Consider the following 12665-nt stretch of genomic DNA (forward strand, 5'->3'; position numbering starts at 1 on the left):
GCTGGTTGTGCTGATCACTGCTGGACGGCGCCGAACCACTTCTTTTGAAGTTTGGCAACCGTACCGTTTTGCTTCAACACCTTGAAGCCGGCGTTGATTTTCTCGCGCAAGGTGGTGTCGGACTTGCGCATCCCCACCGCGAAGGCCTCGGCATCAAAGTCGCCGGTCAGGATGCGGTAGGCCTTGGGGTCGGATTGGTGAGCCACGTAGTACCGCGCGTAAACCTCGTCCATGAAGATGCCCTGGATGCGCCCGGCGTTGAGATCCAAGAACGCCTCGTTGAAGGTATCGTATAAAACCGGCGTCTGGTTTTTGATGTAGCGCTTCAAGAGCTTGGGCTGCCCGTCAAGCGCCGCGGCGCCGCTGGAGCCGGTCTGGACACCCAGGGACTTGCCGGCCATGTCGCTGAGCTTGGTCACGTTGTCTTTGACCTTGGTCACCAGAATCTGGTGGTTGACCAGGTAGTCATCCGAAAAGGCCACCTGCTTTTTGCGTTCCGGCGTGACCGAGTAACCGTTCCAGATCAGATCGATGGTCTGATTCTTCATCTCGGTTTCCTTCATCGACCACTCGATCGGCTGAAAATCGGCGGTCACGCCGTACAACTTGAACACGGCCTTGGCCAGGTCAATGTCGTAGCCGGCCAGTTGCCCGTTCTTTTGGCGAAAACCCATCGGGACGAAGGTGTCGTCCAGCCCAATCACCACCTTCTTGTCTTGCTTGATGCGCGGCCAGGATTCGGCCGCCTTGGTCCTGGCACAGCCGGCGGCCAGCCCGACGGCCAGCACCAGCACCAGGAAGGTCCAAAGACGTTTCATCATTGGGCGTCACCTCCGAACTTCGCGACCGTGAAGGTGGTGTCGGCCACACTTTGGGCAAAGGCCATGTCGTGGGTCACCACCACCTGGGTCATCCCCTGGGCCTTCACGCTGTTGATTAAGTTCGCCACGCTTTGGCGCAGGTTGGGGTCAAGCGCCGAGGTCGGCTCATCGTACAACAGAATTTGCGGATTCAACGCCAGTGCCCGGGCGATGGCCACGCGCTGTTTTTGGCCGCCGGACAAGGCATCCGGGTAGGCCTGAGCCTGATCGCTCAGGTCAAGCTGGGCCAAAAGTGCCTGGGCCTTCGCCTCGGCCTGGGCCACGGCTTGGCCCTGAAGCGTCGGCGCCAGCGTGATGTTGCGCAGGACCGTCAAGTTGGGGAACAGCTCAAAGCTCTGAAAGACGACCCCGATCACGCCTTCCTTGCGCAGCTTGGCCGGCGTGGTCGCCTGACCGTTCCAAAGGAAGGTCCCGCCATCCGCCGCGGTGAGGCCGGCGATGATGCGCAGCAGCGTGGTTTTGCCGGCCCCGGAAGGCCCGACAATCGCCAGCGTTTTTTGATCCGCGATGGTCAAAGACAGCTTGTTCAAAATGGTGGTATCGTTGTAGGTTTTGGTAATATCGACGAGTTCTAGCATGTTTGTGTCCTCCTTGGCGCTACTTGAAGTAGGCGAACGACTTTTCGATGCGACGCTGCAGGAACGTCAGCACCAGGGTCATCAGCAGGTAAATCACCCCGACTAAGACCAGCGGCAGCAGGGTCACGTCGCGAGCAGTCGCGATGTTGCCGGCTCGCAGCAGGTCGCCCAGCCCGATGACGTAAACCAGGCTGGAGTCCTTGACCAGGTTGATTACCTCATTGCCCATCGACGGCAGGACGATTTTGAGGACCTGGGGAATCACCACGTAGCGCAGGGTCTGCCAGCGCGTCAGGTTCAATACCGTGGCGGCCTCGAACTGGCCGGTGGCCACGGCGCCAAAGCCGCCGCGGTAAATCTCGGCGAAGTAGGCCGCGTAGTTCAAGACGAAGGCGAAGATGGCGGCGTTGAAGCGGTCGAACACAATTCCGATCAGCGGCAGGCCGTAGAAAACAAAGATCAGCTGCAGCAGAAGCGGGGTGCCGCGAAACAGCCAGACATAGGCCTCGATGATCGCCTTAAGAATCTTGAAGGCCCATTTTTTGAGCCAGAACTCGCCGGGCTGGTCCCGATGAATCAGGCCGACCGACAAGACCATGCCCAAGGGAATGGACCCGATTAAAGTGAGGGCGAAAACGCCCAGCGTCATCTTGGTGCCGGCAAGCAGTGCCGGTAAAATCGAGATCATGTAAGCCATGGTAATTCCTCCTAAGTGTGTGTCGTGGTCGGCCGGACCGTTCATTCTCAGCTGCGGAAAGGGACAAAAAAACGCCCGCTCATCCATAATGGATAAGAGGACGCGTCTGCGTGGTGCCACCTCACTTCGTCGCTTCGTCACCGAACCGACCTCGGGTGGTCAAAAAGCCCGGGCACCAAAAAGCGCCCCCACACAGCATCTGCTGTATGAGGGCGCAATCGCGCGGTACCACCTCATGCTCGCCGTCTTGTCACCAAGACGGCCTCACATGGTCTTTTTGACCACAGCGATAACGAGCTCAACCGTTCCGGCCTACTGACTTCAACCGGACGCTCGTGGATGTGAGGGGCAAGGATCGGCATCCGGCTTTCACCACTCCGGACTCGCTTGGGCGTTTCACTTGCACCATTTCCACTCAACGTTTTGAATGATTGATTAAAGAATACTCACCGGATTGCCACTTGTCAACCCTGCCGGTGAAATAATCTTGCCCAGAACCCGACTTTTTTGGTCTCGAGGTTCATCAGCGGCACCGACTCGCCCAACAGGCGCCGAGCAATGTTGCGGTAGCCCAGGCTGGCCGAGTCGTCCGGGTCCATCACCACGGTTTCGCCCTTGTTGGAGCTGGCGATCACCGCATCGTCGTCGACGATGATACCCAAGAGGTCAATGCCCAGGTGCTTGGTGATCTCATCGACATCCATCGCGCGACCATCGGCCATCATGTGCGAGCGGATGCGATTGATCACCAGCCGCGGCGGGAACACCATGTCGCGCTGCTCCAAGAGGCCGACGATGCGATCCGCGTCGCTGACCGCGCTGATCTCGGGCGTGGTGACGACAATCGCCCCATCCGCCCCTTCCACGGCGTTGCGGAAGCCCTGCTCGATGCCGGCCGGCGAATCCAGAATTAGCCAGTCAAACTCCGGGCGCAGCTCGTCGACAATGGCCTGGACCTGCTCCGGCGTCAGCGCGTCTTTCTCCGCGTTTTGCGCCGCCGGGAGCACGTACAGCAGGTCGTCGAAGCGCTTGTCTTTGATCAGCGCTTGGTGGAGCTTCGCGCGGCCGGTGGTCACGTCGACGATGTCGTAGATGATGCGGTTGGACAGGCCCAAGACCACGTCCAGGTTGCGCAGGCCGATGTCCAGATCCAGCAGGCAGACGCGCTTGCCTTGTAGCGCCAGCGCCGTGCCGATGTTGGCCGTGGTCGTGGTTTTACCGACCCCGCCCTTGCCCGAAGTCACCACTAATGCGTTTCCCATCACAATTCCTCCAGTTTCCGGAAAATTCGGGGCCGCAGCTGTGGCAGCTTGGCCAGCTCACCGTGCTCCAGAATGTGCAGATCGTTGATGTAGCTGGTCGTCTGCGAACCGTACGTGTTCTTATCGATGATTTCAACCGTGTCGGCGATGCGAATCTGACCGGCCTGGCTGATGTCACCGGCGATCACCGCATCTTGGTCGCCGCTGGCCCCGGCAATCAACAGCCCGGCCACGGGCCCCATGACGAAAATGCTGCCGGTCGCCTTCAGCGTCCCGGAGCGGTGCAAGGTGCCGACGAACAGCACGTCGCCCTCCACGCTTTCGACCTGACCCGAGCGGATGATGCCGCCGATCAGGTGAACGCTTTGGGTGGCGACGCGGGCCATAAGCGGCGCCACCAGGTCGACTTCGGCATGCACAGTTTTGACCGTGAAGCGCGGGAACTGGTCGAACACCGCCTGAATCGCCGAAAGCGCCGCGTCGTCGAGCCGCCGCTGGCCGGTTTCGAGGGCAAAATCCACGTCGCCTTCCGGTGTGTCGGTTGCCAGCCGCGCCAAAAGCGTCTGCAACTCCGCCGTGATGGCCGTGATCCCGGCCCAATCCGCAAGCTGAAGCTCAAACCCCGCCTTGCGCCCCTTCAATGTGACTGCGTCCACGTTTCCACCTCGTTTTCTCCGCCGGTTGCGGCGGAGCCTTTCTTTCATTATCGCACAAAGCCCCAAGTGAGACAAAAGCGTTTTGCCGCTACAAAAAGACCTCCCGCACAAAAATAACCGCTGCTAGGCGGCGGTTATGCTCACTCCTTGGCCAGACTCAGCATCGTAATGAGCCAGTAAATCGGCATGAACCAGTAATTGTAATCGGCGAAGCGAAACCAGACCATGAAGCCGAACAGCACCGGCAGACACAGGCTGTACCACCACGGCAGGTGGCCCTTACTCAGCCAGCGGCCGATCAAGGCGGCCAGGAGCATATTGATTACAATGAACAAGAGTGCAAGGCGGTAGGCCACCCGCACATGCGCCAGCGTAAACAGCCAGGGCAAGGCCATGGTCGCCAGCAGGCTTAACACGATGATGCGGCCACGATAGGAGCGTAGCCAGGCAAAGATTGTCGTCATTTAGTTGTCTCCCTGCAAGTCGCAAAGCGCATCCGCGGCGCTTCACCAGTCTAGTGCGGTGTCACCACCGCCGTCGTCGCCGCGCCAGCTTTCGGTCGGGCGGCGTCACTTTCTCCCAGTGTAGCACTTTCTCGGCACTCAATCAGCCGCAGATTCACGGTTACCCCAATTCTTTGCGCTAATTTCAGAAAATCCGGCGGCTCACGCGGTTGGCCGCGTCGCGCTGAGCGCATACCAGTCCCCGCGGTGCAGTTGGGCCGTGACGGTCAGACCGCAGTCAACCAGCGCCGCTTGAATCACATCCAGCTTGTCGTGGAAGATACCGCTCAAAAGCAGTACCCCGCCAGGTGCCAGCCGGGCCGGCACCTGGGGAATCAGTGGCAGCAAGACCTCCGCCAAGATGTTGGCGACAATCAGATCCGCCTGGGTGGTCACCCCGGCCAGCAGGTCGTTGGCCGCAACCGTGATGCCGGTGACTTCCGGGTTCAGCGCCAGATTCTTAGCCGCGTTTTGCACCGCCGCGTCGTCGACGTCAAGCGCCAGCACCGAGGCGACCCCGAGCAACCGCCCGGCCAAGGCCAGCACCCCGGAGCCGGTGCCGACGTCAATCATGGTCTCCCCGCCTCGCACCGTGGCCTCAAGCAGCGTCAGCATCGCCGCGGTCGTCGGATGCTTGCCGGTGCCAAAGGCCATGTCGGGATCAAGGCGCATAATCAGCTCTCCCGGCTGCTGCGGCGCATAATCCAGCCAGTCCGGCACAATGGTTAGGTACCGGGTCACCCGCAGTGGCTGGTAGTAGGCCTTCCAGTTGTCGGCCCAGTCGGCGTCGGCGACCCCGGCCACGCGCAGCTTCGCACTGCCGGCCGGCAACCCGAACTCGGGCAGCCTGGCCACTTGGGCGGCCAGCGTCGCGGCCAAGGCCTTGGGATTGGTGGCCGCCGGGAAGTAGCCGGTGACCGAAGCCCCGGTGTGGGTCGGCGTCAAGCCGGCGGCCGCGGCGTCTGCGGCGTCTTCGATCGCCAGGCCCAAGGCGCCTTGGGCCATCATGAACTCGCCAACCGCATCCACGGCCGCGCTGCTGGTCTCAATGGTGACGGCTAAGTAATCCATGGGACCTCCTAGTACTTCGGGTACGGCAGGAAGGTCGCCTTGGTCGCCGCCGGTTGCTCGGCGTAGGCCGCGTCGAACTTGGCCTGATCGAAGTGCAGCGCGAAGGTCTCCGCGTCGGAGGTCCCGTCGACAAAATCAAACAGGTCGCTTTGGCCGTCATCGAGCAGGGTTTGCAGGTAGCTGAACAGCGCATCAACCTTGGCCTGTTCGATGCCCTTCTTACCGGCAAAGCCGACCACGGTCAGGTAGTTGTCGGCGTAATCGGCCCCGTTGAGCCGGGTCGAATCGTAAAACAGGATGGCGTCGGCGTAATCGACCTCGCCGCCTTCATCCACGGTCTGGCCGTCTTGGTCCTCGACCGAATAGCCGGCCGCCGCGTCGACGTACATCGTCAACTCGACTTCAAGCACATGCGCTTCCTTGTCCCAGTTGAGATCCAAGTCGCCGTCGAAATCCAGGGCGTCCATTTTGTCGCCGATGTAATCCAGCATGTTTTGTTCTGTCTTGGCCATTTTGCCATCCTCCAATTATTGACGTGTCTCCGTTGGCGCGGCCGTGCCGCACTCCGCCCTTCATCTTATCGTAATTCGCCGAAAACGAAAAGTGAAACCGCCGCGACTATCCAGTATAATCGAGGCAGCAACCGAAGTCGCTGCATTGGAGGTGATCGAATGCCTGAATCACGTAACCTGAAGGCGACCATCGCAGACGCCGCCGACACGGTGGTGGCCGCCCATTACACCGAGGTTCAGCTCAGGGAACGCGCGGCCGCCTGGCAAAAGGCGGCCCCCGACGCCACGCTGGCGGAACAAACCGCCTTCATGCTGGCGGAGACCCGCGCCTTCACCGAGGAGCTGCTCGCCGCGGTGTTGACCCAGCTGGCCGACAAACCAGCCTAAACCCCACGTACAACAAAGCGACCCCGCCAAAAGTGGCAGGGTCGCTTTGTTGTGGTGTGCCGCCTAGCTTGCAGCGACCTGAATGTGTGAGAAGGCCTGATCGATGGCGTCTCTGGCCTGCTTTTGGGTGGTGAGCCCGGCGTTGAACAGGCTGGCGTCCAGCTTGTCGGGCTCGATGGCCATGAGCGTCAACAAGACCCCGTTGCGAATCCCCTGCAGCCCCTCGATCAGCCGGCGATTGAACTCCTCGTAGCCGCGCGGCGCCGTCACCTTCGCGCATTGGTCAACGAAGCGGTTGTAGCGCAGGATGTTCTTGCTGAGGTACAGGTGCAGGCGCTCGAAGCTTTCACTGGCGTAGCAATTCCCCTTTTCAATGTTCTTGCACGTGTGGAAGTATTCCTTGAACACTGTTTCAAAAACTAATAAGCGCTCGAGCTCCTGGTTCACACATTGAACGTACTGGTCTGTTTGCATCGGCGGGCCTCCTTGCTCACTCATTAACTTGTTAACTTACAAGGTTCAGTTTAACGCTTACAATTCTAATCGTCAATATAATTTGTCAAAAATAATTTAAACCCGTGTGTTATGTAATAAATCATGTACACGGCCCGTTTTTATAACAGCGGTTATTTAACTTCGCCCGTCTAAGTGCCGTTATTAAGCGGTTCGACCAATCAACCGGGCGATGCAAGTCGTCTTCATAACAAATATATTTTAGAAATATAATTAGGTTAATGGCAGGAACTATTCGCTTACCATTTCACACCTCGGCGGCAATCAAAAAGTCCCACCCAAGCCAATGCTTGGGTGGGACCTAGCGGATCAGGGTTTCGGTTTTGTCTTCTTCTTCAGGTCCTTGAAGGCGTCTTGAACGCGCTGGAAGTGACCGTGATCCTCACGGGCGGCCTTGACCATCTGCGCGAAGTCGTACTGAACCGGCGCCTCTTCCTTCTTGGCATTATTTTTTTTGAACCAACTCATCGACTTTCCCCCTCAGTGGCCGGCCCCGTCGTCCAGCGGTAGCCCATGATCAGGCCGACCCCCAAGGCGTGAACCGCCAAAATGATTAACGTGTAATTGGGGACCAGCGCGTAGGCGATGAAGGCCCACAGGCACAGTGTGTTCCCCACCATCAGCCGCGGCCGGCGCAGCGACCGCAAAAAGCCCAGCAGGTGCAAGGCGCCACCGATCAGGCTCAGCCACCACCACCGCGGCTCCCAGGTCAGAAGCTGCCGGGCGATCCCGGCGGGACTGAGGCCCCCGGACCAGGTGTGAATGGCGGCCGCGGCCAGCACCGCGGCCGCAAATAGCATGTACACGACGCTGTACAGCGCCAAGATCTTGACGACGGAACGTCTCACGGTCTCCACTCCCTAGTTCGAATACCTCCAGTATACTCAGTCGCGGCGCAAAAATAAAATCGCGAAAGGCGCTTTGCAAAAAACGCAAGATTTGCTATACTGGTATTCGTTGTTACGGAGAGTTGGCAGAGTGGTAATGCAACGGACTCGAAATCCGTCGAACCGGTAATACCGGCGCGCAGGTTCAAATCCTGTACTCTCCTTAAATCAGGACGCTTATACGTTTTGAAAGCCTCGAAAGCCCGATATACTGGGCTTTCGAGGCTTTTCTTTTCCTTGAACCGGGCGTTTTGAGATGTTTTGTGGGCAAAATGTGGTGGCCTTCAACCCACTCAGGCGAATCTTAAGGGACGCCCTTGACTGCGCCAGAAGACGCCGAGTTCCCCGCCTGGATCAATGTTCGCAATCGCGGCACTTCTGAGGGCCGCGCCTTTTGCTACCAGCACCGTCGCCGGCCAACAAAAACCGCCGCAACAAAACGCATTGCGGCGGCCGCGCCGAAGCCACCGGACTGTGTGAAGTCGGTGGCCTTGGCCTATTTGGTTACGTTCCTGGCTTCTGCTTACCGTGGTGGTGCCATGGCGCCCACCGGTTCCGGTCATCCGCGCGGCTAACTCGCTTGGGAGTGGCGGTGGCCGGCCTACAGCCGGTGGGGTGGTGCGAATCCGGGTCCCTGGTTTCCCCTCGTTTGATTCCGGGGTTGCACTAAAACTCTCGAGCTAAAAGCCGTGTGGCAATACACTGCGGCTTGTCATGGGTGGGGGCTGCGGTGCGAGCCGCAGGATGTGCCCCGCGCGGTGGATAACAAAGCAGCTGTGGCCTTTTGCTGCCTCCCCGTGCAAGAATAATCATTCGGGTGTAGCTTAACACCAGACCAATTTTGCGTCAAGCATTTTGCCTCGCCACGCTGCCGGCCAAGCCGTTGGTTCCCGTCACCACGCAAAAAGGCCGCCAGGGCGGCCTTAATTCGGTGATTAGTGCTCACCGGCCTCGGCCGGCAGCAGGATGGTCTGGCGCTGGCCGTCATCGTAGGCCATCACGGTTTTGGGCAGCCGGGTCTGGTAGTCGAACGGCAGGTCAACGGCAATCTGGGTGTCGTCGCCTTCCTGTGAAAAGGCGACGGTCAACTTGCCCTTGGTGTTCAGCAGGTCAAAGCGCAGCAGGCGGCCCAGCGGGACGACGCCGCTGAGGTTTTGATCGATGATCAGCCAGATGCTGTCGATGATCTCGCCGGGTACCTGCGAGATGACGCCAAACGTGGCAAAGCGACTGTGTTCGGGTGAAAACATGTGGGGACCCCCTTCATTCGGCCTGTTCGGTCAGTGCGGTGATGTCTTGAAACTCGGCCTGGACCAGCTTGGCCAGGTCCTTGGGCGCGACGCCGACGGAGCGGCCGATTTTACCCGCCGACACCAGAATTTCGGTTTCCTCAAGCGCCTCGGTGCCGATGAAAATCGGGTAGCGGTACCGGGCGTGGATGCCGATTGGCGTGTTGGCGCCGTGCTCGTAGCCAGTGGTTTGAACCAGATCGCGCAGCGGCACCATGCCGACCTTCTTGTTGCCGGACACGGCCGCGAGCTTCTTGTAGTCGATGTGGCGATCCAGCGGCACCACCCCGACCACCGGGCCGGTTTTGTTGCCGGTCAGGACCAGGGTCTTGTAGATACGGTGCTCGGGGACGCCGATGTGGTCGACCGACAGCTGCGCCACGTCGCCTTGTTCATGGGTGGGAAATTCGTAAGGGACATAGGCGACCTTCGCCTTGTCGAGCATTTTCTCCACCAACGTCTTATCGTCTCGCTTCTTCTTGCTCATGTCAGCCTCCCCTTCTATCATCGCACTTGGCCGCGGCCACTGCAATGTTTCGCCCTGACGCAAAAACCGGCAGGGCCAGACCCCGCCGGTTGAAGTTATTTGCCTTGGTAGGTGGTCAGGGTGAACATGTCGTAGTCCTTGATCTTGTCGCGGCCGTGCAGGTCGGACAGCTCGACCAAAAACGCGGTGCCGACCACCACGCCGCCGAGCTTTTCAACCAGCTCGATGGTCGCGGCAATCGTGCCGCCGGTGGCCAGCAGGTCGTCGCAGACCAGCACGCGCTGGCCCGGGCGAATCGCGTCTTGGTGCAGGTACAAGGTGGCCTGACCGTACTCCAGGTCGTAGCTGGCGCTGACGGTCGGCCGTGGCAGCTTGCCCTTCTTCCGCGCCGGGGCGAAGCCGACACCGAGCTTGTAGGCGACCGGGCAGCCGACGATGAAGCCACGCGCCTCGGGCCCGACGATCATCTCGACGTTCTTGTCCTTGGCATAGGCCACGATTTCGTCGGTGGCGGCGGCGTAGGCTTCGCCATCGGCCATCAAAGGCGAGATGTCGCGAAACACAATGCCGGGCTCCGGAAAGTCCGGAACGCTTGCGATGTAGTCTTTAAAATTGATTGCCATGTTGTTGCTCCATTCCTAATGATTCGTCAATCGTGCTTCAAGCTCGCGCCGGTCTGCGGTTTGCAACTCATGCGCCAGCGCCAAAAAGGTGGCCCGAGCCTGGTAGGCCGCGGCGTCTTGCAGCGGCTTTTTGGCCGGATGCTCGGCCAGGTCGATAAACGCACCCTTTATTGTAACAAATCCGAGTTCAAAAAACACCTGCACCGCCAAGATTGCCTGACCGACCGCGACGTGAACCGCCTTGGCCAAGGCCGGCAGGTGGTGCTTGTCAAACCGCGGGTGAGCGGCCAAGTAGCGCAGCACGGCGGCACACTCGCTGCGCGTCGGCAAGGCGACCAGCTCCGCCGGGGCGGCGTAAAACATCACCCGCACCGGCAGGCTCAGCTTAGCCAGCGCGGCGTCCAGCTGGGCCGCGTCGCTCGGCAGGTCGACCAGCACCGCGTCGGCCGTGCCTGCGGTCAGGTCTTGGGCCAGCACGGTCGGGCCGCCGAACTGGAACCGGCGGGTGAATGCGGCCTGCCGCTTGGCGTCAAAGAACACGTAGGTCAAAGCCGGCCGAAACTGGGCGGCGCTGATGTCCGGTCCCCGCCAGTCGATGACTGCCGGCGCCTGCAGCTGCCAGTCGCACAGCCGCAGCTGCAGGCTGGTGTTGCCCTGCCAGGTGTTGGCGTCCAGCCGCACCGCCAGCTTCACCTGCGTCGCTTGGCTCAAGGCCTGCGCCTGATCGCCGTAGCCAAAGGCCACCACGGCGGCGCCGTCGGCCACAAAGCGCAGATGCGCGTTGGTCTGCCCCATGGTTTTGATCCGGTCGATCAGGTCCGGGCGCAAGGAGAAGGTCGGCTCCGGGTTGCCGTTGCCAAACGGTGCGAGCTGGCGCATGGCTCGGTAGTGGTCAAGCGTCAGGTCGGCCGTCGTCAGCCGCGCGGCGATATCAAGCGGCGGCTTGGGCTGATCCTTCAGGCTCTCGGCCGCCGCCTGCTCCATGGCGGCCTGGAGCTTGGGAATGTTGGCCACCGGCACCGTCAACCCGCAGGCCATGCCGTGGCCCCCAAAGGCGGTCATGGCGTCGCGTTCGGCGTTCAGCGCGTTGAACAGGTGGAAGGCCGGTACCGAGCGGCCGGAGCCCTTGGCGCTTTGGCCATCCGCCGCGATATTCAACACCAAGGTCGGCTTGCCGGTGGCCTCGACCACCTTGCTGGCGACGATGCCAAGCACCCCTTCGTGCCAACCGGCATGGGCCAGAATCAAGGTGCGACGGCCTTGGTTCTCCGGCGACTGCGCCATTTCAAGGGCGACCTTGCTGATGTCTTGCACCAGCGCCTGGCGCTTGGTGTTCAGGTCGTTGATGTTGTGGGCCAGCGCCTGGGCCTCCGCTTCGTCGAAGGTGGTCAAAAGCGTGACCCCGGGATTGGCGTCGCCGAGCCGCCCCAGCGCGTTCAGGCGCGGCCCGATGCCAAAGCCGATGCTGGTTTCGTCCACCGTCGCCGGGTCGATTTTGGCCGCGGCGAGCAGCGCCGCGATGCCGACCCGCGGCTGGGTGCGGATCATCGCCAGGCCCATCTGCACGATGATGCGGTTCTCGTCGGTCAGGTCGACCAGGTCGGCCACCGTGCCCATCGCCGCCAGGTCAATGCTTTCGACCGGGGCGGCACCGAGCAGCGCCGAGGCGACCTTGAAGGCCACCCCGGCCCCGCTCAGGCCGCCAAAGGGGTAGTGGCCCTCTGGGTGGCGCGGATGCACCACCGCCACCGCCTGCGGCAAAACGGCCGGCAGCTCGTGGTGGTCGGTCACCACCACGTCCATGCCGGCGGCCTGGGCGTCATCGATCACCGCCGCCCCGCCGACCCCGTTGTCGACGGTGATCACCAGCCCGGTGCCGGCGCTTTGCAGGTAGCGGTACACCGCGGCGTTGGGACCGTAGCCGTCGGTGAAGCGGTCCGGAATGAACACCGTGGGTTCGGCCCCCATGCTCTGGAGCGTCTCCAGCATGATGCTGGAGGCGGTCAGCCCATCGACGTCGTAGTCCCCGTAAATGGTGATTTTCTCCTGATTCTCGATGGCCTGCTGAATCCGCGCGACCGCCTTATCCATGTCGTGGAGCAGGAAGGGATCGTGCAGCCGCGCCATGTCCGGGTTGATGAACGCCTCGTAGGCCTCCGGAGTCGTGATCTTGCGCTGAATCAACAGCCGCGCCAAAAACGGTGGCACCTTCAGGGTAGTCGCCACCTCAGTTATCGCGTCGCTTTCTGGTTGTGCCTCAAGTTGCCAATCATACCGTGGGCTCACATGCATCGTCCTTTCTAACCGAACTAGTATAAC

Annotated in this window: 16 protein-coding genes and 1 tRNA gene; 2 read left to right on the forward strand and 15 right to left on the reverse strand. The window is 60.9% G+C overall.

Going from position 1 to position 12665, the window contains the following annotated elements; translation table 11 throughout:
- Positions 1–14: 14 nt before the first annotated feature.
- The 8 genes from ACYVRZ_RS01645 to ACYVRZ_RS01680 form a co-directional block, all read right to left on the reverse strand.
- Positions 15–818 (reverse strand): amino acid ABC transporter substrate-binding protein, encoded by an 804-nt coding sequence (locus ACYVRZ_RS01645; RefSeq protein WP_461224538.1) that lies wholly within the window; start codon positions 816–818, stop codon positions 15–17.
- Positions 818–1459: an amino acid ABC transporter ATP-binding protein gene (locus ACYVRZ_RS01650; protein ID WP_461224231.1), complete on the reverse strand. Its 642-nt coding sequence runs from the start codon at positions 1457–1459 to the stop codon at positions 818–820. Before ACYVRZ_RS01650 ends, ACYVRZ_RS01645 begins: the two co-directional genes overlap by 1 nt.
- A 19-nt stretch (positions 1460–1478) precedes the next feature.
- Positions 1479–2156, reverse strand: coding sequence for an amino acid ABC transporter permease (locus ACYVRZ_RS01655; RefSeq protein ID WP_461224232.1), 678 nt, complete (start codon positions 2154–2156; stop codon positions 1479–1481).
- Between the two features lie 464 nt (positions 2157–2620).
- Positions 2621–3418, reverse strand: a complete 798-nt coding sequence (minD, locus tag ACYVRZ_RS01660; RefSeq protein ID WP_461224234.1) for a septum site-determining protein MinD — start codon at positions 3416–3418, stop codon at positions 2621–2623.
- Positions 3418–4074: a septum site-determining protein MinC gene (locus ACYVRZ_RS01665; RefSeq protein ID WP_461224236.1), complete on the reverse strand. Its 657-nt coding sequence runs from the start codon at positions 4072–4074 to the stop codon at positions 3418–3420. Before ACYVRZ_RS01665 ends, minD begins: the two co-directional genes overlap by 1 nt.
- A 140-nt stretch (positions 4075–4214) precedes the next feature.
- Positions 4215–4538 carry a hypothetical protein gene (locus ACYVRZ_RS01670; protein ID WP_262316750.1) on the reverse strand — a complete coding sequence of 108 codons (324 nt, stop codon included), beginning with the start codon at positions 4536–4538 and terminating at the stop codon, positions 4215–4217.
- A gap of 201 nt (positions 4539–4739) precedes the next feature.
- Positions 4740–5648: a 50S ribosomal protein L11 methyltransferase gene (gene prmA / locus ACYVRZ_RS01675; protein WP_461224239.1), complete on the reverse strand. Its 909-nt coding sequence runs from the start codon at positions 5646–5648 to the stop codon at positions 4740–4742.
- A gap of 8 nt (positions 5649–5656) precedes the next feature.
- Positions 5657–6160 carry a DUF3013 family protein gene (locus tag ACYVRZ_RS01680; RefSeq protein ID WP_461224241.1) on the reverse strand — a complete coding sequence of 168 codons (504 nt, stop codon included), beginning with the start codon at positions 6158–6160 and terminating at the stop codon, positions 5657–5659.
- Between the two features lie 159 nt (positions 6161–6319).
- Between ACYVRZ_RS01680 and ACYVRZ_RS01685 the strand changes: the two genes are divergently transcribed.
- Complete coding sequence (locus ACYVRZ_RS01685; RefSeq protein WP_461224242.1) at positions 6320–6547, forward strand: hypothetical protein; 228 nt, start codon at positions 6320–6322, stop codon at positions 6545–6547.
- A 63-nt stretch (positions 6548–6610) separates the two neighbouring features.
- Here ACYVRZ_RS01685 and ACYVRZ_RS01690 read toward each other — a convergent pair whose 3' ends face one another.
- From ACYVRZ_RS01690 to ACYVRZ_RS01700, 3 genes are all read right to left on the reverse strand, one after another.
- A complete protein-coding gene (locus ACYVRZ_RS01690; RefSeq protein WP_262316746.1) occupies positions 6611–7021 on the reverse strand; it encodes a hypothetical protein in 411 nt (136 codons plus the stop codon).
- 348 nt (positions 7022–7369) lie between these two features.
- Positions 7370–7528 (reverse strand): hypothetical protein, encoded by a 159-nt coding sequence (locus tag ACYVRZ_RS01695; RefSeq protein ID WP_461224244.1) that lies wholly within the window; start codon positions 7526–7528, stop codon positions 7370–7372.
- Positions 7525–7908: a hypothetical protein gene (locus ACYVRZ_RS01700; protein WP_461224246.1), complete on the reverse strand. Its 384-nt coding sequence runs from the start codon at positions 7906–7908 to the stop codon at positions 7525–7527. Before ACYVRZ_RS01700 ends, ACYVRZ_RS01695 begins: the two co-directional genes overlap by 4 nt.
- Positions 7909–8024: 116 nt before the next feature.
- Between ACYVRZ_RS01700 and ACYVRZ_RS01705 the strand changes: the two genes are divergently transcribed.
- Positions 8025–8111: transfer RNA gene (locus tag ACYVRZ_RS01705), tRNA-Ser, on the forward strand.
- 771 nt (positions 8112–8882) lie between these two features.
- On the opposite strand, the gene ACYVRZ_RS01710 is transcribed toward ACYVRZ_RS01705, so the two are convergent.
- The 4 genes from ACYVRZ_RS01710 to recJ form a co-directional block, all read right to left on the reverse strand.
- Positions 8883–9197: a DUF960 domain-containing protein gene (locus ACYVRZ_RS01710; RefSeq protein WP_461224248.1), complete on the reverse strand. Its 315-nt coding sequence runs from the start codon at positions 9195–9197 to the stop codon at positions 8883–8885.
- A gap of 13 nt (positions 9198–9210) precedes the next feature.
- Positions 9211–9723, reverse strand: a complete 513-nt coding sequence (gene ybaK / locus ACYVRZ_RS01715; protein ID WP_461224250.1) for a Cys-tRNA(Pro) deacylase — start codon at positions 9721–9723, stop codon at positions 9211–9213.
- A 95-nt stretch (positions 9724–9818) separates the two neighbouring features.
- Positions 9819–10346 (reverse strand): adenine phosphoribosyltransferase, encoded by a 528-nt coding sequence (locus ACYVRZ_RS01720; protein WP_262316453.1) that lies wholly within the window; start codon positions 10344–10346, stop codon positions 9819–9821.
- Positions 10347–10361: 15 nt separating this feature from the next.
- Entirely contained in the window at positions 10362–12632 is a 2271-nt protein-coding gene (gene recJ / locus ACYVRZ_RS01725) for a single-stranded-DNA-specific exonuclease RecJ (RefSeq protein ID WP_461224252.1), read from the reverse strand.
- Positions 12633–12665: the final 33 nt, after the last annotated feature.

The sequence above is a fragment of the Lacticaseibacillus suihuaensis genome, assembly GCF_054785075.1.

Bases quoted from the DNA above. Each gene is read 5' to 3' on its own strand.
- ACYVRZ_RS01645 (WP_461224538.1), bottom strand. From the start codon at position 818: ATGAAACGTCTTTGGACCTTCCTGGTGCTGGTGCTGGCCGTCGGGCTG.
- ACYVRZ_RS01650 (WP_461224231.1), bottom strand. From the start codon at position 1,459: ATGCTAGAACTCGTCGATATTACCAAAACCTACAACGATACCACCATT.
- ACYVRZ_RS01655 (WP_461224232.1), bottom strand. From the start codon at position 2,156: ATGGCTTACATGATCTCGATTTTACCGGCACTGCTTGCCGGCACCAAG.
- minD (WP_461224234.1), bottom strand. From the start codon at position 3,418: ATGGGAAACGCATTAGTGGTGACTTCGGGCAAGGGCGGGGTCGGTAAA.
- ACYVRZ_RS01670 (WP_262316750.1), bottom strand. From the start codon at position 4,538: ATGACGACAATCTTTGCCTGGCTACGCTCCTATCGTGGCCGCATCATC.
- prmA (WP_461224239.1), bottom strand. From the start codon at position 5,648: ATGGATTACTTAGCCGTCACCATTGAGACCAGCAGCGCGGCCGTGGAT.
- ACYVRZ_RS01680 (WP_461224241.1), bottom strand. From the start codon at position 6,160: ATGGCCAAGACAGAACAAAACATGCTGGATTACATCGGCGACAAAATG.
- ACYVRZ_RS01685 (WP_461224242.1), top strand. From the start codon at position 6,320: ATGCCTGAATCACGTAACCTGAAGGCGACCATCGCAGACGCCGCCGAC.
- ACYVRZ_RS01690 (WP_262316746.1), bottom strand. From the start codon at position 7,021: ATGCAAACAGACCAGTACGTTCAATGTGTGAACCAGGAGCTCGAGCGC.
- ACYVRZ_RS01695 (WP_461224244.1), bottom strand. From the start codon at position 7,528: ATGAGTTGGTTCAAAAAAAATAATGCCAAGAAGGAAGAGGCGCCGGTT.
- ACYVRZ_RS01710 (WP_461224248.1), bottom strand. From the start codon at position 9,197: ATGTTTTCACCCGAACACAGTCGCTTTGCCACGTTTGGCGTCATCTCG.
- ybaK (WP_461224250.1), bottom strand. From the start codon at position 9,723: ATGAGCAAGAAGAAGCGAGACGATAAGACGTTGGTGGAGAAAATGCTC.
- ACYVRZ_RS01720 (WP_262316453.1), bottom strand. From the start codon at position 10,346: ATGGCAATCAATTTTAAAGACTACATCGCAAGCGTTCCGGACTTTCCG.